We start from the raw sequence: 18,946 nt of genomic DNA on the forward strand, positions 1-18,946 counted from the left end.
GGCCCGGGCTACTCGTCGCCCGCCTCTCGACGATCATGGAGCTGACGGGACGGCGTCCTCTCTCACACGTCGCGGCGGGAGAAGGACAGCGCGGTCAGTGCCCACACCATGGCGATCCACACCGCGGCCCACGCCAGGTAGGCGGGGGACAGCGTGGCCTCGCTCAGGAAGGGGAACCCGCCCTCACCCGGGCCCATCTGGACGAGCGCGATCGGGTCCTGGAACGCGCTCATGGCGCCGCGCCACAGGCCGTCGGTGGGTAGCAGGATCCGGGACACGGTGCCCACGCTCTCGACGCCGTCGTTGCCCAGCGCCCCGCCGATCCCACCGACCACGCCCGCGACCCAGGTCGCCCCGAACAGCCCGACGGCGACGATGCCCGACGCCATGGTCGAGACCACGCTGGACAGCAGGAGGGCCAGGGTCAGCAGCACGACCGTCTCCGCCGCGAGCAGCGCGAGCCCGGTCGCGGGCGCCGGGGGCCAGTAGCCGACCGTGGCGGCGACCACGAGGATCTGCGCCAGGCCGGCCAGCACCACGTAGCCGCCGCCGAAGGCGACCAGGCCGAGCCACTTGCCGAGCAGGACCGACGACCGTCGGACCGGCCGGGCGAGGATGACCAGTGCCTGCCCCGACTCCAGCTCGCCGGCCAGCGTGGGCCCGGCGAGGAACGCCGTGCCGATCGCCGCGATGAGGCTGAGCCCGAACATGATCAGGTTGAGCAGCAGCGAGGCCACCAGGCGCGCCTCGCCGCTGGTCATGGTGCCGAGCTCGGTGTCCAGCCCGACCAGCTTCGAGAAGCCCCAGGCGCTGAGCGCGAGCAGCACGACCGTCAGTGCCAGGAGCGCCCAGACGACCCGCCGGCGGGCGGCCTCGCGCAGGGTGAGCCCCGCGACGGTCAGGACGGTCCGCGTGGTCACGACCGGTCCCCGGCCCCGGCGCGGAGGATGCCGAGCAGGCGCTCCTCCAGGCTGATCCGCGCCGGCTCCACGGCGTGCACCCGCGCGCCCAGGGCCACCAGGTCGCGCACCAGATCCGGCACGGTCGTCCCGTCGTCCTCGGCCGACAGCCCGACGGTGAACCACTCGCCCTCGCGCTCCACCGGCCCGGCGGCGGCCAGCCGCGCCTGCCCGTCGGCACCGAGCGCGGTCAGGTGCAGCCGCACCTCGCGCCGGCCCAGCAGCTCGGCCAGCGTGCCCGAGGCGGCGACGCGGCCGCGGTCGAGGACGACCACGCGGTCGCACACCCGCTCCACCTCGCCGATGAGGTGCGAGTTCAGCAGCACCGCCACGCCCCGCCCCCGCAGCGACAGCACCACGTCGCGCACGTCGGCCCGGCCGAGCGGGTCGAGGGCGCTGGTGGGCTCGTCGAGCACCACCAGCTCCGGGCGGGCCACCAGCGCGACGGCCAGGCCCAGCCGCTGCTGCATGCCCTTGGAGAAGCCGCCGACCCGGTCGTCGGCGCGGGCGGCCAGCCCGACCAGCTCCAGGCAGCCGTGCTGCTCGTCCCGGGGGATGTCGGCGCCGGCCAGCCGGACGTGCAGCCCGAGCACCTCGGCCGCGGTCAGCCAGGGCTGGTAGCGGAACAGCTCGGGCAGGTAGCCGACCCCGGCGCGGGCGGCCGGGTCGCTGCCCGGCCGGCCGAGCACCATCACCTCGCCGCAGTCGGGCCGGACCAGGCCCAGCAGCATCTTGATGACCGTGGTCTTCCCGGCCCCGTTCGGTCCGAGCAGGCCGACCACCTCACCGCGGCCCACGGACAGCGAGACGCCGTCCACCGCGGTGCGCCGTCCGTACCGCTTGCGCAGGCCGTCGCACCACAGCGCCGGGGACGGCGGCAGGTCGCGGACCAGCTGCGCCGCGGCCCGGACGGCGGGGTCGCCCGGGCCGGCGAGCGGAGGTGCGTCGGCCGTGCTCACCCGAGGTCCCCGGCGACGGCGAGAATCTCCTCGGTGCTGACGCTGCCGCCGACGAGGGTGACGACGCCCTCGTCGACCCAGACGACGGCGGCCAGGGCCTGGTCATGCGACTCCAGCACGGTGGCGGGCAGGCCGCCGACCTCCGCCTGCGAGGTCTCCACCTGGTCGGCCGGCACCGGGATCGGCAGGGTGGAGCCGTCGGCGGTGAAGGTGCGCAGCTGGGCTGCCAGGTCCTCGGGCAGGCCCGGCAGCGAGAGCAGGAAGTCGCGGACGGTCTCGAACGGGACGCCGGACGACGACGCCGACGGGGCCACCGCGCGGCCGACCACCAGCGTGGGCACCCCCGAGGGCTGCGACCACACCGCCGCGACACCCGGACCGGCGGTGAGCCGCACCCGGCTGCCGTCGAGGCCCACAGGCAGGGGCGGCAGGGACTCCCCGGACGCCGCCGCGGCCTGGGCCGCCTTCTCGGCGGAGAACGTGAAGACGCCGCTCAGCTCGCCGACCACCTGGTACGTGGGCTCGCCGGCCACGCCTTCGGGGAGGGCACCCACCTCGGGGACGTCCAGGCCGGTCTCGGCGCGCGCGGCCGCGGCGTCGGGCACCGCGTGCGGGCCGCCGTCCCCGGTCAGCTCGACGTCGCCGTAGGCGGTGAGGTCGGGCAGCGCCACGAGGTCGGTGCTGCTGACCTCGAGCGGGGCGACCTGCTCGGTGCGGAAGATCGGCAGCCAGTCGTTCGCCGCGGCGACACCGGCACCGGAGAGGACGACAACGAAGGCGAGCACTGCCGCGGCCGGACGGTGCAGCAGCCCGCGGCGCCGCCGGGGAGCCGCCGGTGCCGGCGTCGCGGCTCGGGCGGGCAGCGCCGTGGACAGCCGCTGCCACGCGGCCGCGGGGTCGGGGGAGGCGGCGCCGTCGGAGTGCAGCGCGGCCCCCACGGCCGCGGCGTCCTCGCGGGCGGCGGCCAGGCCGACGAGGCACACGGGGCAGTCGGCGACGTGCTGCCGGTCGGCGTCGGAGACCCCGGCCGGCTCGTCGACGAGACGGCGCAGCACGCCCTCAGTCGGATGACGCATGGCGATCCAGCTCCTTCCGCAGCGCGGACTCGGCGCGCCGCACGGTCGTGCCGACGCTGCCGGGGGACAGGTCGAGGGCCGCCGCGACGTCGGCGTAGCCCATGCCGCTGTGCCGCAGCACGAGGGCCACGGCCTGCTTGCGGGGCAGCCGGGCGAGCGCGGCGCGCACCCGGCGGCGTTCCTCGAGGGTCACGACGGCGTCGGCCACGTCGGGCGCGACGGCGTCGTCCGCCGCGGCGGCGGTCTCCTCGCGGGAGGCGCGGCGGCGTCCCGAGCGGAGCAGGTTCAGCGCGGTGTGGGCCGCGGCGACCGAGAGCCAGCCGCGGGCCTCGCCGGCCGGGACCGACGAGCGGGCGAAGGACAGGAACACGTCCTGCGCGACGTCCTCGGCCCAGTCCCGCGACCCGAGCACCCGGGCGGCCACGCCGACCACCCGCGGGTACTCCAGGCGGAAGACCTCGCCGAGGTCGGCGCGCACGGTCCCGGGGACCGCCCGCGCTACCGCCACGCCGTCGGTCCCCCCGATCCCGCCCGTGGCGCTGCGGTGCCCCGTGCCCGGGAGGGCCAGGACGGCCTCGGGTCGCGGGGGTCGAACGAGCTCCATGTCCCTACAGCACCGCCCGGGGCCGAGATGTGACACCCGTCGAGGATGCCTGCCCATGGCCCCCTGCAGGGTCCCGCCGCGAGCCTGAGAAAGGACCCCGTCCTCCCCACCCCTCGCAAGCTCGGGGCGGTGCCCTGGACGGGGCCTGGAACGGCCACCCTCCAGGGGCCCGCGCCGAGTGTGCGAGGCGTGGGGGGAAGGGTGGTCCTTGCTCAGGCCCGTCCCGCGGCCTCGCCGCGCGCGTCGACGTAGCGGCCGCGCAGCCGGACCAGCGGGACGCCACCCGCGGCCAGCACCGGGACGCCGGTGACCTCGAGCAGCGCCAGCACGTGGTCGCCGGCCCCGACCAGCCGCTCCAACCGGCAGTCCAGGGCGGCCAGCCCGCCCTCCAGCACGATCCCCCCGCTGTCCTCGGCCCGCCGCCACGGGACCGACTCGAGCAGGTGCCGCGCGCTGGGCCGGCCGGCGGAGGAGAACCGGCTCGCCACGATGGCGTGCTCGTCGGCGAGCACGGTCAGCGCGCAGCGGCCGACCTCCTCGAGCACCTCGGCCGGGTAGCCGCCCGCGGCCAGACCGACGGCGACGAGCGGCGGCTGCGCGGACACGCTCATCACCGAGGAGACCGTGGTGCCGACGTCGTCGATGTCGTCGCGGACGGTCAGCAGGCACACCCCGGCGGCGTACTGGCGGAGGGCCTCGGCGAACGTGGCGGGGTCGACCGGCATGGCGGCCAGTCGACCACACCCCGGCGGCCGGGAGCTTGGACGCCGTGGACTCCTCGCCGACGGCCCGCATCGGGCTGGTCCTGCACCCACGGCGGACGCCGGCCTCGGCCGTTGCCCGCATCGCCACCTGGACGGCGACGCACGGCGTCGAGCTCGTCGCCAGCGCCGATGACGTCGCCCGCGCGGACGCAGCCGGCGTGACCGCCGTCCCGCCGGAGGTGCTGGCCGGGACGTGCGACGGAGGAAGGACCCGCCTGCCCCGCGCCACTCGCAGGCTCGCGGCGGGCCCCTGCAGGCGGCCCGCGCTGGAGGCCCTGGCCGCGGGACGCGCGCACCGAATCCCGCCCCTGAGGTCAGCCCGTCGGTGGCCGGGGAGCTGGTGACCCCGTCGGCGCCGGCGGCCGGGATCGCCGCAGTCTGTTGGTCGGGCCGGCCGAGTCGCTGACCCTGCGGCTCACCGCCGGGCATCCCGCGGTGGAGCTCGACGGCGTCCTCACCCGGCGAACTGGGGCCGAGGGCGGTTCTGGAGGTCTCGCTGCGTCCCGACGCCGGCGGCTGGTGCGCATCGACGGCTCCCGCGCCGCCGCCCGCAGGCGGGTCGAGCTCTCACCGGTCGACCTGCCGGTGTTGCCCCAGGAGCTGGTCGAGCTGCTGCCCGACGACCTCCGCCGACGCCTGGACGCCTCGGCGCAGTCGTGACCGGTCAGGTGCGGTCGAGCAGCAGCAGGCTGTAGGCGGCCAGGCTCGGGCCGTCGGTGAACCGCCCGTCGCGGACCATCGCCCGCAGCGCGGCCTCGGTCACGAAGGCCGACCGCATGTCGGCCTCGGTCGCCTCCCGTGCGGTCGGCCCGGGCGTGAGGTCGGTGGCCAGCCACACGTCGAACCCCTGCGTGGACAGCCCCGGCGCGAGGTCGAGGTGGCCCAGGTGGCGCAGCGCGCCGGCGCGCAGGCCGGTCTCCTCCGCCAGCTCGGCGCGGGCCAGCTCCTCGGCCGAGCCCTCCGTCCCGGCCGTCCAGGTGCCCTGCGGGAACTCCCAGGCGCGCCGGCCGACCGGGTGGCGGAACTGCTCGACCAGCCAGAAGCCGTCTCGCTCGAAGGGCAGGACCAGGGCGAAGTGCGGCTTCTCGACCACGCTGTAGATCCCGGTGCTGCCGTCGGCGCGCTCGACCGCGTCCTCCCGCACCCGGAGCCACGGGTTGCGGTAGACCTCCCTGCTGCCCGTCGTCCGCACGCCGGCCAGCCTCCCAGGGCCGCGGGGCGTGTGCCGGGTCACCGTGCTGGAGTGGAGGCGTGCAGCTCGGACCGACCCGTACCACCTGGCGCCGATACGTCGCCCTCGGCGACTCGTTCACCGAGGGGCTGGCCGACGCCGACCCGCACCGCCCGGGCGAGTACCGGGGCTGGGCCGACCGGCTGGCCGAGCACCTGGCGGCCGCGGCTCCCGGCGACCTCGAGTACGCCAACCTGGCGATCCGCGGCCGGCTGTTGGCCCAGGTGCTCGCCGAGCAGGTGCCGGTCGCGCTGACCGCCGAGCCGGACCTGGTGAGCCTGGTCGCCGGCGGCAACGACCTGCTGCGCCCCGGCGCGGACCCCGACCGGCTGGCCGCCGACCTGGAGGACGCGGTCGTCCGCTTCCGGGCCCTCGGGGCCGACGTGCTGCTGGCGACCGGCGTGGACCCGCGGCAGACGCCGATCCTCCGGCGCACCCGCGGGCGGGTCGCGGTCTTCAACGCCTCGCTGTGGTCGATCGCCGCCCGGCACGGCGCCGTCGTCCTCGACCAGTGGGGCGCCCGGTGGGTGCAGGACTGGCGGATGTGGGACAGCGACCGCATCCACCTCACCGCCGAGGGTCACCGGCGGACGGCGCTGGCTGCGGCGACCGCGCTGGGCATGCGGGTGGACGAGGACTGGCACACCCCGCTGCCGCCGCAGCCGCCCCGTGCGCTGCGGGCGGCGCTGACCGAGGAGGCGGCGTGGGTTCGCGGCTTCGTCGCGCCGTGGATCGGCCGGCGGCTGCGCGGCCGGTCCTCGGGGGACGGCCGCGCGGCCAAGCGGCCGGTGCCCCTGGCGCTGCCGCGCGCCTGACGGAAGGACCCCTGCCCCCGCCACTCGCCGGCTCGCGGCGGGACCCTGCAGGGGGCCGGGCGGCGTCGGGCGGAGGGCGCGGGCCGGCCGTGCGCGCTGGAGCGGTCTCTACTCGGTGTCGAGCCGGCGGTCCTCGGTGGGCAGGCCCTCGTCGAGCAGCTCGTCGACCGTCATCGTCCGGGTGGTCGGCGGCTTGGGCGGGGGCACCGGCGGCAGCCCGGAAGTGACCAGGGCCTCGCCGGCGAGCACGTCCTGCACGGTGACCTCGCCGGGCGGCAGGGTGCCGGTCAGGTCGACGTCCCCCGTGCTCGGGACCGTGGCGGGCAGCGGCGCCGGCCGGCCGAAGGCGTAGCCCTGGGCCATCTCGCAGCCGTGCTCGCGCAGCCAGTCGGCCTGGTCGAGGTCCTCGATGCCCTCGGCGATGACCTGCAGGCCCATGCCGAGGCCCAGCTGGACCAGGCCCTGGACCAGCGCCGCGGTCGAGGGCTCGGTGACCACGTCGGCGACGAAGGACCGGTCGATCTTCACGGTGTGGATGGGCAGCCGGTGCAGCGCGGTGATCGCCGAGTAGCCGGTGCCGAAGTCGTCCAGCGCCAGGGTGACGCCGGCGTCGGTCACCTCCGAGACCGCCTGCAGCGTGGCGTCGGCGGCGAACAGCGCCGTCGACTCGGTGATCTCCAGTTCCAGCCGCTCCGGCGGCAGGCCGGACTCGGCCAGCGCGTCGGTGACCAGCTCGGGGAAGCCGGGCTCGGCGAGGTGGCGGGCGGAGACGTTGACGTGCACGCGCAGGCCGGCCGGCCAGCCGGCGGCGTCGAAACAGGCCTGGCGGAGCACCCAGGCGCCCAGCCGGGAGGTGAGCCGGTTGTCCTCGGCGGCGGCGAGGAAGGCCCCTGGCGGCAGCAGTCCGCGGGTGGGGTGCTGCCAGCGGATGAGCGCCTCGTAGCCCAGCAGCGTCTCGTCGGCCAGGGACACGATCGGCTGGTAGAAGAGCCGCAGCTCGTCGGACTCCAGCGCGTTGCGCAGGTCGGCCTCCAGCTGCAGCTGGTCGACCTCGCTGTCAGAGAGGCCGCCGTCGTGCACCTCGATGCGGGCGCGGCTGCCGTCGGCCTTGGCGCGGGCGAGCGCGGCGTGCGCCTGGCGCAGCAGGTCGTCGGGGGCGACGTCGGAGCCCAGGGTCAGGCCCACGCTGGCCGACAGCACGATCTCGCGCTTGCCGATGAGGAACGGGTCGTCGAGCACGCCGAGCAGCCGGTCGGCCATCGTGCGCAGCCCGTCGAGGTCCTCGACGTCCTCGGCGAGGATGAGGAACTCGTCGCCGCCCAGCCGCACCGCGGTGTCCTCGACCCGCGTGCTCCAGCGCAGCCGCTCGGCGACCTGGATGAGCAGCTGGTCGCCGGCCTCGTTGCCCAGGACGTCGTTGACCGCCTGGAACCGGTCGAGGTTCAGATGGACCAGCCCGACCTGCAGGCCGCGGCGGCGGGAGAGGGCCAGGGCGTGGTTGAGCCGGTCGTTGAGCGCCCGCCGGTTGGGCAGGCCGGTCAGCGGGTCGGTGAAGGCCCGCCGGACCAGGTCCTCCTCGGCGCGGCGGCGGTCGGTGACGTCGACCAGCGAGAGGACGACGAAGTGCGGCGTCCCGGCGCTGGTGTGGATGACCTCGTGCGACTGGGTGGCCCAGAGCTCGGTGCCGTCGGCGCGGCGCAGGCGGCGTTCGCCGTCCACGCGCAGCCACGGGTCCAGCGGGCCGTCGGCGCGGTCGGGCACCGGGGCCTCGTCGGGGTGGGCGAGCAGGTCGACGTGCCGGCCCACCATGTCCTCGGGCGTGCGGCCGGTCATGGCGCACAGCGCGTCGTTGACCACGAGCAGGTGGCCGTCGAGGTCGACGAGGGCCTTGGGGATGGGCGCGGCGACGAACAGGGCGCGGAAGAGCTGTCCGCGGTCGGCCAGCAGGGTGTCGATCGCGCGGAGCCTCGAGCCGGCGGCGGCGCCGGCGGTCCCCTCCTGGGGACGCGACACGTCGGGGGCGCTCGGGTTCACCCGGACAGCCTGCGGGACCGGACCGCTCCAGGCCGGGAACCCGAGGACGGAGAGTCGTGGTCGATCGATCACAGATCGTGACATCGCGTGCACGGTGAGGCAGGGGGGACGGGTGGGGCGTCCGAGGTCGCCGTCCCGGGGGTCGTGCCGGTCCCCGCCGGGAATCCGCGCGGGGCTCCCGGTGCTCGATCGCAGGGAGCGACGAGAGGTGAGGGTGATGGAGAAGCGGATCGGGTTCCTGTCCTTCGGGCACTGGCAGCCGATCCCGGGCTCGCAGGTGCGGACCGGGCGGGACGCGCTCGTGCAGAGCGTGGAGCTGGCGGTCGCGGCCGAGGAGATCGGCCTCGACGGCGCCTTCGTGCGGGTGCACCACTTCGCCCGGCAGCTGGCCTCGCCGTTCCCGCTGCTGGCCGCCATGGCCGCGCGCACCCGGCGAGTCGAGGTCGGCACCGGCGTCATCGACATGCGCTACGAGAACCCGCTGTACATGGCCGAGGAGGCCGCGGCGACCGACCTGCTCAGCGACGGCCGGCTGCAGCCGGGCGTCAGCCGCGGGTCGCCCGAGACGGCGCTGCGCGGGTCGGAGGCCTTCGGCTACGTGCCGCCGGAGGGCTCGACCGACGCCGACCTGGCCCGGCAGAAGACCGCGCTGTTCCTGGCGGCGGTCCGCGGCGAGCGGCTGGTGGACGCCGACCCGCGGATGACCGGCGGCGTGCCCAGCAAGCTGCCCCTCCAGCCCCAGTCGCCAGGCCTGGCCGAGCGCGTCTGGTGGGGGGCGGGCACCCGGGCGACGGGGGAGTGGGCCGCCAGCCAGGGGATGAACCTGATGAGCTCCACGCTGCTCAGCGAGGACACCGGCGTCCCCTTCGACGAGCTGCAGGCCGACCAGATCGCGCGCTACCGCGCCGCCTGGGCCGAGGCCGGCTGGGAGTGGACGCCGCGGGTGTCGGTGAGCCGCAGCGTCCTGCCGATCACCAGCGACCTCGACCGGCGGTACTTCGGCGAGCGCTCGGGCGAGGACCAGGTCGGGCTGCTCGAGGGCGTGCGCGCCCGCTTCGGCAAGAGCTACGTCGGCGAGCCCGACCAGCTGGCCGAGGAGCTGGCCAAGGACGCCGCCGTCCGCGAGGCCGACACCCTGCTGCTCACCGTGCCCAACATGCTTGGCGTCGAGTACAACGCCCGGCTGCTGGAGACGGTCGCCCGCCACGTCGCCCCGGCCATCGGCTGGGTGCACCCGGAGCGGCGCGGCGGCTGACCGTGCCGTCTCGGGCGGAGCGCCCCGTGGGTGTGCCGTCCGGGTGAGCGCGTGTCCGCCGAACGGGCGACACGTCCGGTCACAGCGTTTGGCGTCCCGGGGCGGCGAGGCAGTCCTCGGCGCCCGGTCACTCCGGCTGACTGTGAAGGAGACGCTGTGATCGTCCTGGGACTCATCCTGTTGCTGCTCGGTTTCCTGCTCAAGATCTCGATCCTGTGGACCCTCGGGATCGTGCTGCTCGTGGTGGGCGCGGTGCTGTTCCTGCTCGGTTCCACGGGCCGGGCGGTGGGTGGGCGACGGCACTACTGGTGAGCAACGCCGGCCGGCGGCGGGTGTGCCGGCGAGAGGATGGCGGTGGCCCGGGACGGGAGGTCTCGGGCCACCGCTGTCCACGGACGTGCGGTCGGGCGCGCCCGGCAGGGATCGAACCTGCGACCGGCGGTTTAGAAGACCGCTGCTCTGTCCGCTGAGCTACGGGCGCTCGCCCCCCGATCATCGCACCCCGGGTGTGCAGGACCAGCCGGTCTGCGGTGGTCGACGTCGTCATGAGGCGAGTCGAGCGTCGGCGGGTGACAGCGGCGCCTGCCTCGTCCACAGGGCGCGGGCTCGTCCACAGATCGGCTCCCCGGCCTCCGGCCCGGTCGCTGACGTCCCAGGGTCCTCAGGTAGCCCGGCACCCCGCCGGCCCGCCGGTCCCGGCGGAGAGCACCCCCGAGGAGCACCGTGAACGACACCCACGTCACCGTCGTCGGCAACGTCGTCGACTCGCCCCGCCGTGTCAGCCTGGAGAACGGCACGGTCACCAACTTCCGGCTGGCCTCGACCGCCCGCCGCTTCGACGGCCAGACCCAGGAGTTCGTCGACGCCGGCACCTTCTGGGTCGACGTCGAGTGCTGGAACGACCTGTCCGGCAACGTCTCCGGCAGCGTCAGCAAGGGCGATCCGGTCATCGTCCAGGGCACCCTGACCACGCACAGCTGGGAGAGCGAGAACGGTCGGCGCAGCACGCCCCGCATCCGCGCCGTGTCCGTCGGCCACAACCTGGCCCGCGGCATCGGGGTGTTCAAGCGCAGCCGGTCCGCCCGCCCCGCCGAGGCGGTGCCGGCCCCGGTGCAGCCGGGCGACGAGGAGCTGCTGCGCGGCCGGGACTACGAGGAGGGTCCCGAGATGTTGCACTCGGTGGACACCGCCGACCTCGCCACGGAGCCCGCGCACGGCTGAGCGCCCGGGCTGGGAGGATCGGAGGGGAGAACGCACGGGGGCGGGCCGGCACCGGCCGGCCCGCCCGCCACTCGCGAACCGACGGAAGGCCTCGAAGCCCAGTGGCTCAGTACATCTACACGATGGTCCGTGCGCGCAAGGCGCACGGCGACAAGGTGATCCTGGACGACGTCACCCTGTCGTTCCTGCCCGGCGCCAAGATCGGCGTCGTCGGCCCGAACGGGGCCGGCAAGTCGACCGTCCTCCAGATCATGGCCGGGCTGCAGCAGCCCTCGAACGGCGACGTGATGCTGGCGCCGGACGCGACGGTCGGCATCCTGCTCCAGGAGCCGCCGCTCAACGACGAGCTCGACGTCCGCGGCAACGTGGAGGAGGCGGTCAAGCCGCTGCGCGACGCGCTGACCCGCTTCGAGGAGGTCAGCGCGGCGATGGGGGAGCCCGACGCCGACTTCGACGCCCTGCTGGGCGAGCAGGGCGAGCTCATGGAGTACATCGAGAACCACGACGGCTGGGAGCTCGACGCGCGCATCGAGCAGGCCATGGACGCGCTGCGCTGCCCGCCCGGCGACGCCGACGTCTCCGTCCTCTCCGGTGGTGAGCGTCGCCGCGTCGCGCTGTGCCGGCTGCTGCTCGAGGCGCCGGACCTGCTGCTGCTCGACGAGCCCACCAACCACCTCGACGCCGAGAGCGTCGCGTGGCTGGAGCAGCACCTGGAGAAGTACGCCGGCACCGTCGTGGCCGTCACCCACGACCGGTACTTCCTCGACAACGTCGCCCAGTGGATCCTCGAGCTCGACCGCGGCCGGGCGTACCCCTACGAGGGCAACTACTCCACCTACCTCGAGACCAAGGCCACCCGGCTGAAGGTCGAGGGCGCCAAGGACGCCAAGCGGCAGAAGCGCCTCAAGGAGGAGCTGGAGTGGGTCCGCTCCGGCGCCAAGGCCCGGCAGGCCAAGAGCAAGGCCCGCCTGCAGCGCTACGAGGAGATGGCGGCCGAGGCCGACAAGTACCGCAAGCTGGACTTCGAGGAGATCCAGATCCCGCCGGGCCCGCGGCTGGGCAACGTGGTCGTCGAGACCAACGACCTCACCAAGGGCTTCGGGGAGCGGGTGCTCATCGATGACCTGTCGTTCACCCTGCCCCGCAACGGCATCGTCGGCGTCGTCGGCCCCAACGGCGCCGGCAAGACCACGCTGTTCAAGATGCTGGTCGGCGAGGAGAAGCCGGACGACGGCGAGATCAAGGTCGGCGACACCGTCAAGGTCTCCTACGTCGAGCAGAACCGCGCCGGCATCGACCCCAAGAAGACGCTGTGGCACGTCGTCTCCGACGGCCTCGACCACATCAAGGTCGGCAACGTCGAGATGCCGTCGCGGGCCTACGTCGCCGCATTCGGGTTCAAGGGCCCGGACCAGCAGAAGCCGGCGGGCGTGCTGTCCGGCGGTGAGCGCAACCGGCTCAACCTCGCGCTGACCCTGAAGCAGGGCGGCAACCTGCTGCTGCTCGACGAGCCGACGAACGACCTGGACGTCGAGACGCTGAGCAGCCTGGAGAACGCGCTGCTGGAGTTCCCGGGCTGCGCCGTCGTGGTCAGCCACGACCGCTGGTTCCTCGACCGCGTGGCGACGCACATCCTCGCCTACGAGGGCGACTCGAAGTGGTTCTGGTTCGAGGGCAACTTCGCCGACTACGAGAAGAACAAGGTCGAGCGGCTCGGCCCCGAGGCGGCCCGGCCGCACCGGGCGACCTACCGGAAGCTCGCCCGCGACTGAAGAAGGACCCCGCTGCCCCCACGCCTCGCGAGCTCGGCGTGGAGCCCTGCAGCGGGGCCGGTTCCAGTGCGTCACCCACGGCCGGTCGGGGCAGCTGCTCCGACCGGCCGTCGGCGTCCGTGCCACCGTCCTGACCGGCGGGCGGCCGTCCGAGGGCGTGCGGCAGGGTGTCGGTCGTGAGGCATACCGTGCAGGTCCCCATGCGCTGGTCGGACATGGACGCCTACGGCCACGTCAACAACGTCGTCTTCCTGACCTACTTCGAGATGGCCCGCGTCGACCTCTTCTTCGACCGGGCCTCGCTGGAGGAGCAGACCGGCCTGCGGCGGGGCACCGTCGTGGTGGCCCACGACGTCCGGTACCGGCTGCCGGTGGTGTACTCGCGCGACCCGCTCGAGGTGCACATCTGGGTGTCGGGCATCCGGGCCGCCGCCTTCACCTGCCACTACGAGCTGTTCGACCACGGCCGGGGCGCGGTCACCGGCAGCACCCTGCTGGCGCCCTTCGACTTCGCCATCGACCGGCCCCGCCGGCTCACCCCCGACGAAAAGTCCTTCCTCGCCCGCTACACCGACGAGCAGGACGGCTGACCGGTGCCGCCTGCCCCCATCCGAGGAGAGGCGGCGCCCCTCGTCGACGTCGCCACGGCCGCGGACCCGGTCACCGCCGTCCTCGACGCCCACGACCGGGGCCACCTCATCGCACTCCGGACGTCCGGCACGACCAGCCGGCCCCGTTCCGTCGTCCGCACCACCGCGTCCTGGGTCGAGTCGTTCGGTCATGTGTCGGCGCTGGCGGATGTCGGTCCCGGGTCACGGGTCTGGTTGCCCGGGCCGTTGTCGGCCACGATGACCCTCTTCGCCGCCGTCCACGCCCGGTACGTCGGCGCTTCCCTGGTCGGGTCCCCGGAGGAGGCCACGCACGCCCACCTCACCCCGGCGGTGCTGGTCGCGACCCTGGCAGCGGGAACAGACCTGCGCGATCGCTCCATCGTCGTCGCCGGCGATCGGTTGCGCCCCGAGGTCGCTCGCCGGGCCGCCACGGCCGGTGCTCGGGTGACCCACTACTACGGGGCTGCCGAGTTGTCGTTCGTCGCCTGGGGTGCGCACGAGGCGGACCTGCGTCCCTTCCCCGGGGTCACGGTCGCGGTCCGCGACGGGTGCATCTGGGTGCGGTCCCCGTACCTCTCGCAGGGCTACGACGGCGGGGACGGTCCGTTCGTCCGGGGCGACGACGGCTTCGCCACGGTGGGCGACCGCGGGAGTCTGCGCGGCGACCTGCTGACGGTCGCCGGGCGGGGGACTGACGCCGTGGTCACCGCCGGGGTGACCGTGCTCGTCGCCGACCTCGAGCACGCGCTGCGCTGCGCCACCGGCGAGGAGGTGCTCGTCGTCGGCGTGCCGCATCCACGTCTGGGCGCGGTCGTGGCTGCGGTCCTCCCGAACCGGGATCCGGGCGCCCTCGCCCGGGTGAAGGAGGCCGCCCGGGAGGTCCTGCCTGCGGCGCACCGGCCGCGGCGGTGGTTCCACGTCTCGAGCCTCCCGCTGACCGCGGGCGGCAAGGTCGACCGTGCCGTGCTCGCCGACCTCGCCGCATCCGGCCGGCTGGGGCCGGGCCGACCCGGGCCGATCCCGCCTGCCGTCGCGGACGTCGAGGAATGCCGGTGAGCCGACCCAGATCCGCGGACGCCCCGGTCCTGGTGGCCGCGCGGCGTACCCCGATCGGCACGGCCGGCCGCTCGCTGGCCACGTGCACCGCTGCCGACCTCGCCGCCCCCGTGATCTCGGCCCTCTGGGGGGAGCTGCGACGACACGGTGACGTCGACCTGCGCGACGTCGTGCTCGGCAACTGCATGGGCCCCGGCGGGGACGTCGCCCGGGTGGCAGCTCTGCAGGCCGGCCTGCCGGTCTCCGTGCCAGCCCTCACCGTCGACCGGCAGTGCGGCAGCGGCCTCGCAGCCATCGTGCTGGCCGTCTCCGCGGTGCGCGACGAGCTGGGCACGCTGCTCGCCGGGGGCGTCGAGTCGGCGTCCACCACTCCCTGGCGGTCCTGGCCGCCCACCGCCGGCGGTCCGCCGATCCGGTACGAGCGGGCCCCGTTCGCGCCGGCGTCGCTGGGCGATCCCGACATGGGACCGGCCGCCGATCTGCTCGCCGCCGACTTCGGGGTGCCGAGGGAGCGCCAGGACCACTACGCGGCCCGATCGCACGCCCGGGCCGTGACCACCCAGCGATCCGGTGGCTTCGACGACGAGATCGTGCCGGTGGCCGGCGTGGTCGGCGACGACCGCCCGCGCCCAGGACTCTCGCAGCAGCGGCTGGCCCGGTTGCGTCCGGCCTTCCGACCGGACGGCACCGTCACGGCGGGCAACTCGTGCGGGATCAACGACGGCGCGGCGCTGGTCGCAGTGGTCGATGCGGCGACCCACCGCCGCATCGGCACCCCGGGGCTGCGGGTCCTCGCCACCGCCACGGCCGGCGTGGACCCGAATCGGCCGGGGCTGGGCATCGTGCCGGCCACCCGGCTGGCGCTCGACCGGGGAGGGCTGACCCTCGACGACCTCGACGTCGTCGAGTTCAACGAGGCCTTCGCCGGGCAGGTGCTGGCCTGCTGCGACGCGCTGGGGCTGGACGAGGCGCGGGTCTGCCCCGAGGGCGGAGCGCTGGCCCTGGGGCACCCCTGGGGTGCGTCCGGCGCCGTGCTGGCCGTCCGGCTGTTCTCCCAGCTGGTCCGCCGTCCGGGTGGCCGCTACGGCCTGGCAGCAATCGCCGCCGGTGGCGGGCAGGGCGTGGCGATGGTGGTCGAGACCTGCGGGTGACCGACCCGGTCAGACGCGCCGCGGCACCGGTCGGTCCGCGCCGGTCGGCGCGCCCCGGCGCGCGGCCTCCTCGTCGGTCACCGGCCGCACCACGGCGCCCTCGGCGATCTGCGCGCCGGCGAACACCGCTGCGTTGATCCCGCCGCGGTGCACCATCGCCTTGATCAGCCGCGCGCCGGTGAGCCGCTCCAGGTGGGTGCACGGCGGGCAGCGCTTCACACCGAACAGCAGCGCGTCCCCGACGGCGAACCAGTGGCCCACCAGGGACGGCAGGTCGACGCCCGCGGTCACCAGGTTTCGGCGGGTGTCGCCCGCCGTCAGCGGCACGCCCACCTCAGCGGCGACCGCGGCGACGTCGGCGGCGTCGATCAGGGTCAGCTGCTTCTCCAGGTCCGGGTACTGCGCCCACGTGCCGCCGCCGAGGGCGTAGCGATCACCCTCCAGGCCCCGGCCGGCCACCAGCCGCGCCGACGGCACCCGGCGCATCGGCGCGGCCGCCTCACCGGTCAGCCAGATCCCGGTCAGCACGCCGCCGTCCATCACGCTCCCCCCGGCCGGCGCACCGGCACGTCGTCCGCACCGCGCGCGTCCAGCGCCTCGCTCACGTCGTGGGCCATCTGCAGCAACTGCACCAGCAGCGGGGCGACCGTCGTCCGCAGCGCTCGCAGCCCTCGGGGCGCGCCGCCCCGGGCTGCCTGGGCCGCGCGGATCCGGTCGGCCCGCTCGATCAGCACCGGGACGAACCGCAGCGCCATCGCGAACAGCAGGCCCACCCGCTCCGGCCGCCCGCCCACCAGCCGCAGCGGCGCGCCGAGCAGCTCCACCACGCGCACCATCTCGCTCACCCGCGTCGTCGCCGTCACCACCGCCGCGGCGAGCACCAGCGTCAGCAGCCGCAGCACGGTGTGGGCACCGCTGACCACGTCGGCGGTCAGCGCGTGCACGACGAAGAGCACGAGGAGGAACCACCGCAGCGCCCACGCCTGCCGGGCCAGGACGGCGACCGGCAGCCGGGCCGCCCCCAGCCCCACCACGAGCGTGCCGACGAGCGCGGCCCCGGCCACCGCCGGGGTCGGCCGGGCGAAGAGCAGGACGGCGAGCGCGGCCAGGCACAGCAGCTTGACCCCGGCCGGCAACCGGTGCACGGGGCTGGCGACCGGCACGTACAGCGCGAGGGTCACCGGCGCTCCGCGAGGGTGCGGTAGGCGGCCACGGCCGGGCCGGGGGGAGCGTCCTCGACGACCCGGCCGCCGTCCACCACCAGCACCCGGTCGAAGCCGTCGAGCAGGTCGAGGTGGTGGGTCACCACGACCACCTGCTGCTCAAGGCCGGCGATCAGCTCGGCGACGCGGCGGGCGTTCACCAGGTCCAGCAGCGTCGTCGGCTCGTCGAAGACGACGCGGGCCGGCTGCATGACCAGCACGCCGGCGATGGCGAGCAGCTGCTTCTGGCCGCCGGAGAGCAGGTGGGCCGGGTGGTCGGCGTGCCCGGCCAGGCCGTAGCGCTCCAGTGCCTCGGCGACCCGGGCGGCCCGCTCGTCCGGGGGCACGCCCTGGTTCTCCAGCCCGTAGGCGACGTCCTCGGCGACCGTCGGGTGCACGATCTGCGCGTCCGGGTCCTGGAAGACGAAGCCGACGCGGCGGCGCACCGCGCGCACCTGCGTGCGCGTGTCCAGCCCGTCGACCAGCACCTGCCCCTGGGTGGGCAGGACCAGGCCGTTGAGCAGCCGGGCGAAGGTGCTCTTGCCCGAACCGTTGGCGCCGATGACGCCGACGCGGGGCTCGGTCAGCTGCAGGTCGATGCCCTCGAGCACCACCCGGTCGCCGTACCGGTGCCCGACCCCACGGAGTTCGATGCCGCGGCCGGGTTCGGCGACGTCGGTGTCCGCGGTCGCGGCAGGGGAACGGCGGAACCTCACCGGGTGGTGGCGGTCCGGCGGGGACGCTCGATGACCGGGTAGCTGCGCCGCACGACGTCGGCGATGGCCGCTGCGGCGAAGGCCTTGAACAGGTCACCCGGGATGAACGGGAGCGCGCCGCCGGTCAGCGCCTGACCCCACGTCAGCCCGGCGACGGCCTTGAGTACCGGCACGCCGACGGCGTAGATGACGACGATGCCGCCCACGACGTTGACCAGGGTGCCGCGCAGGACGTTGTAGCGGTCCCAGGAGCGCTCGGTCAGCCAGCCGATGACGAAGGCGGCGACCGGCCAGCTGTAGAGGTAACCGGCCGACGTGCCGACGAAGGGTGCCAGGCCGCCGCGGCCGCCGGACAGCAGTGGTAGGCCGACCGCCACCAGGACGAGGAAGAGCAGGACGGCGAGGAAGCCGCGGCGGGCCCCCAGGACGGCGCCGGCCAGCATCACGCCGAGCGTCTGGGCGGTGATCGGCACCGGGCCGACGGGGATGGCCGGGATCGTCCCCAGCACGGCGATGACCGCCGCGAACAGCGCGATGTAGGCGAGGTCCCTGGTCTTCACGGCGCTCTCCTCCCGGGACGCGGGTAACTCCCACGCAGCTCCCGGCGGAAGGTACCCGAGGACGGACGTGCCATCGAGCGGCCGGGTGGGCGGGGCCGCGTCCCCGGGACCGTCGACGACCGGTGGCCGTCGGTGGCGACGCGCTCACCTGCAGAGACGTCCGCCGGTTTGCCGGGCCTGCCGGGGGCGTGTTCCCTGGGGTCCCTGAGCCCCTCGGCGAAGGCGGAACAGAGGCATGGCAACCGGGTGGTGGGCGTCGCTGTGGTCGTGGGGACGCCCCGCTGCCCGCGAGATACCCGCGAAGCGTCCGCAGGACCGGGAGCCCGACACGGGGGACCGGCCAGCCCGGACGGCACCACCCGCGGTGCCTCCCGCCGACGACGGGACGGCTACGCACCGCGCTCCGGCCGGTGCGACGCGCGCCCGGGCAGCTCCACCGCCGCCCGGGGACCCCGCGCACCCCCAGGCGTCCGGTCCGTCCGGTCGATCCGGGTCGCAGCCCGACCCGGACCGCAGCACCCCGCTGCGTCTTCCCCTCGAGACGACAGGAGTCCCCTCCGTGGCACAGCTGGACAACGTCATCGCCGACCTGCTCGCGATCGAGGGCGCCAACGGCGCCGCGATCGTCGACATCGACAGCGGCATGGCCCTCGCGGCCGGCGGCACCCCCGGGTTCGACCTCAACGTCGCGGCCGCCGGGAACTCGAACGTGGTCCGCGCGAAGCTGCGCACCATCCAGGACCTCGAGCTGAAGGACGAGGTCGAGGACATCCTCATCACGCTGCAGAACCAGTACCACCTGATCAACGTGCTCAAGGGCCAGGGCAACGCGGGCCTGTTCATCTACCTGGTGCTCAACCGCGTCACCGCCAACCTGGCGCTGGCGCGGCACAAGCTCCGGGCCGTCGCGGCCACCGTCGCCGTCTGAGGAAGGACCCCGCGTCCCCATCCCTCGGAGAA

Annotated in this window: 21 protein-coding genes and 1 tRNA gene; 10 read left to right on the forward strand and 12 right to left on the reverse strand. The window is 75.1% G+C overall.

Features of this window, described 5'->3' with window-relative positions:
* Positions 1–62: 62 nt before the first annotated feature.
* The 5 genes from BLW63_RS19035 to BLW63_RS19055 all read right to left on the reverse strand — a co-directional run bounded on the left by BLW63_RS19035 (position 63) and on the right by BLW63_RS19055 (position 4,323).
* Positions 63–920 (reverse strand): ABC transporter permease, encoded by an 858-nt coding sequence (locus tag BLW63_RS19035; protein ID WP_091159762.1) that lies wholly within the window; start codon positions 918–920, stop codon positions 63–65.
* On the reverse strand, positions 917–1,918 hold the full coding sequence (locus BLW63_RS19040) for an ABC transporter ATP-binding protein (RefSeq protein WP_091159765.1): 1,002 nt from the start codon (positions 1,916–1,918) through the stop codon (positions 917–919). Before BLW63_RS19040 ends, BLW63_RS19035 begins: the two co-directional genes overlap by 4 nt.
* A complete protein-coding gene (locus tag BLW63_RS19045) occupies positions 1,915–2,994 on the reverse strand; it encodes a hypothetical protein (RefSeq protein WP_091159768.1) in 1,080 nt (359 codons plus the stop codon). The genes BLW63_RS19040 and BLW63_RS19045 overlap by 4 nt, the downstream gene beginning before the upstream one ends.
* Complete coding sequence (locus BLW63_RS19050; protein ID WP_244522669.1) at positions 2,978–3,502, reverse strand: RNA polymerase sigma factor; 525 nt, start codon at positions 3,500–3,502, stop codon at positions 2,978–2,980. Before BLW63_RS19050 ends, BLW63_RS19045 begins: the two co-directional genes overlap by 17 nt.
* A gap of 308 nt (positions 3,503–3,810) precedes the next feature.
* On the reverse strand, positions 3,811–4,323 hold the full coding sequence (locus tag BLW63_RS19055) for a flavin reductase family protein (RefSeq protein WP_091159771.1): 513 nt from the start codon (positions 4,321–4,323) through the stop codon (positions 3,811–3,813).
* A 420-nt stretch (positions 4,324–4,743) separates the two neighbouring features.
* Between BLW63_RS19055 and BLW63_RS26275 the strand changes: the two genes are divergently transcribed.
* Entirely contained in the window at positions 4,744–5,022 is a 279-nt protein-coding gene (locus tag BLW63_RS26275) for a hypothetical protein (RefSeq protein WP_139263675.1), read from the forward strand.
* Positions 5,023–5,026: 4 nt separating this feature from the next.
* Here the strand turns inward: BLW63_RS26275 and BLW63_RS19065 are convergent, their stop codons facing one another.
* Positions 5,027–5,554, reverse strand: a complete 528-nt coding sequence (locus BLW63_RS19065; RefSeq protein WP_091159777.1) for an NUDIX domain-containing protein — start codon at positions 5,552–5,554, stop codon at positions 5,027–5,029.
* Positions 5,555–5,613: 59 nt separating this feature from the next.
* Here BLW63_RS19065 and BLW63_RS19070 point away from each other — a divergent pair, with 59 nt between their 5' ends.
* Complete coding sequence (locus BLW63_RS19070; RefSeq protein ID WP_091159780.1) at positions 5,614–6,408, forward strand: SGNH/GDSL hydrolase family protein; 795 nt, start codon at positions 5,614–5,616, stop codon at positions 6,406–6,408.
* Between the two features lie 108 nt (positions 6,409–6,516).
* Here the strand turns inward: BLW63_RS19070 and BLW63_RS19075 are convergent, their stop codons facing one another.
* A complete protein-coding gene (locus tag BLW63_RS19075; protein WP_091159782.1) occupies positions 6,517–8,442 on the reverse strand; it encodes a putative bifunctional diguanylate cyclase/phosphodiesterase in 1,926 nt (641 codons plus the stop codon).
* A 217-nt stretch (positions 8,443–8,659) separates the two neighbouring features.
* On the opposite strand from BLW63_RS19075, the gene BLW63_RS19080 reads away from it, so the two are divergent.
* Both BLW63_RS19080 and BLW63_RS26990 read left to right on the forward strand, forming a co-directional pair.
* Positions 8,660–9,697 (forward strand): LLM class flavin-dependent oxidoreductase, encoded by a 1,038-nt coding sequence (locus tag BLW63_RS19080; protein ID WP_170856861.1) that lies wholly within the window; start codon positions 8,660–8,662, stop codon positions 9,695–9,697.
* Between the two features lie 156 nt (positions 9,698–9,853).
* Entirely contained in the window at positions 9,854–10,009 is a 156-nt protein-coding gene (locus tag BLW63_RS26990; RefSeq protein ID WP_091159788.1) for a DUF6131 family protein, read from the forward strand.
* Positions 10,010–10,105: 96 nt separating this feature from the next.
* Here the strand turns inward: BLW63_RS26990 and BLW63_RS19090 are convergent.
* Positions 10,106–10,178: transfer RNA gene (locus BLW63_RS19090), tRNA-Arg, on the reverse strand.
* Positions 10,179–10,420: 242 nt separating this feature from the next.
* Here BLW63_RS19090 and BLW63_RS19095 point away from each other — a divergent pair.
* From BLW63_RS19095 to BLW63_RS19115, 5 genes are all read left to right on the forward strand, one after another.
* Positions 10,421–10,918, forward strand: coding sequence for a single-stranded DNA-binding protein (locus BLW63_RS19095; RefSeq protein WP_091159791.1), 498 nt, complete (start codon positions 10,421–10,423; stop codon positions 10,916–10,918).
* A gap of 101 nt (positions 10,919–11,019) precedes the next feature.
* A complete protein-coding gene (ettA, locus tag BLW63_RS19100; RefSeq protein WP_091159794.1) occupies positions 11,020–12,690 on the forward strand; it encodes an energy-dependent translational throttle protein EttA in 1,671 nt (556 codons plus the stop codon).
* Between the two features lie 176 nt (positions 12,691–12,866).
* On the forward strand, positions 12,867–13,280 hold the full coding sequence (locus BLW63_RS19105; RefSeq protein WP_170856862.1) for an acyl-CoA thioesterase: 414 nt from the start codon (positions 12,867–12,869) through the stop codon (positions 13,278–13,280).
* Between the two features lie 3 nt (positions 13,281–13,283).
* On the forward strand, positions 13,284–14,357 hold the full coding sequence (locus BLW63_RS19110) for an AMP-binding protein (RefSeq protein WP_091159800.1): 1,074 nt from the start codon (positions 13,284–13,286) through the stop codon (positions 14,355–14,357).
* On the forward strand, positions 14,354–15,508 hold the full coding sequence (locus BLW63_RS19115) for a thiolase family protein (RefSeq protein ID WP_244522670.1): 1,155 nt from the start codon (positions 14,354–14,356) through the stop codon (positions 15,506–15,508). The genes BLW63_RS19110 and BLW63_RS19115 overlap by 4 nt, the downstream gene beginning before the upstream one ends.
* A 9-nt stretch (positions 15,509–15,517) precedes the next feature.
* On the opposite strand, the gene BLW63_RS19120 is transcribed toward BLW63_RS19115, so the two are convergent.
* Genes BLW63_RS19120 through BLW63_RS19135 form a run of 4 tightly spaced genes read right to left on the reverse strand, consistent with a single transcriptional unit; the run spans position 15,518 to position 17,986 of the window.
* Complete coding sequence (locus tag BLW63_RS19120; RefSeq protein ID WP_244522671.1) at positions 15,518–16,036, reverse strand: MOSC domain-containing protein; 519 nt, start codon at positions 16,034–16,036, stop codon at positions 15,518–15,520.
* An 11-nt stretch (positions 16,037–16,047) separates the two neighbouring features.
* Positions 16,048–16,689 carry a CbiQ family ECF transporter T component gene (locus BLW63_RS19125; RefSeq protein ID WP_091159806.1) on the reverse strand — a complete coding sequence of 214 codons (642 nt, stop codon included), beginning with the start codon at positions 16,687–16,689 and terminating at the stop codon, positions 16,048–16,050.
* Entirely contained in the window at positions 16,686–17,426 is a 741-nt protein-coding gene (locus tag BLW63_RS19130; protein WP_211517185.1) for an energy-coupling factor ABC transporter ATP-binding protein, read from the reverse strand. The genes BLW63_RS19125 and BLW63_RS19130 overlap by 4 nt, the downstream gene beginning before the upstream one ends.
* On the reverse strand, positions 17,423–17,986 hold the full coding sequence (locus BLW63_RS19135) for a biotin transporter BioY (RefSeq protein ID WP_091159808.1): 564 nt from the start codon (positions 17,984–17,986) through the stop codon (positions 17,423–17,425). Before BLW63_RS19135 ends, BLW63_RS19130 begins: the two co-directional genes overlap by 4 nt.
* A gap of 559 nt (positions 17,987–18,545) precedes the next feature.
* Here BLW63_RS19135 and BLW63_RS19140 point away from each other — a divergent pair.
* Entirely contained in the window at positions 18,546–18,914 is a 369-nt protein-coding gene (locus tag BLW63_RS19140; RefSeq protein WP_091159811.1) for a hypothetical protein, read from the forward strand.
* Positions 18,915–18,946 lie beyond the last annotated feature (32 nt).

This window comes from Geodermatophilus africanus (assembly GCF_900107105.1).
In the GTDB taxonomy this organism is placed as follows: Bacteria; Actinomycetota; Actinomycetes; order Mycobacteriales; family Geodermatophilaceae; genus Geodermatophilus; species Geodermatophilus africanus.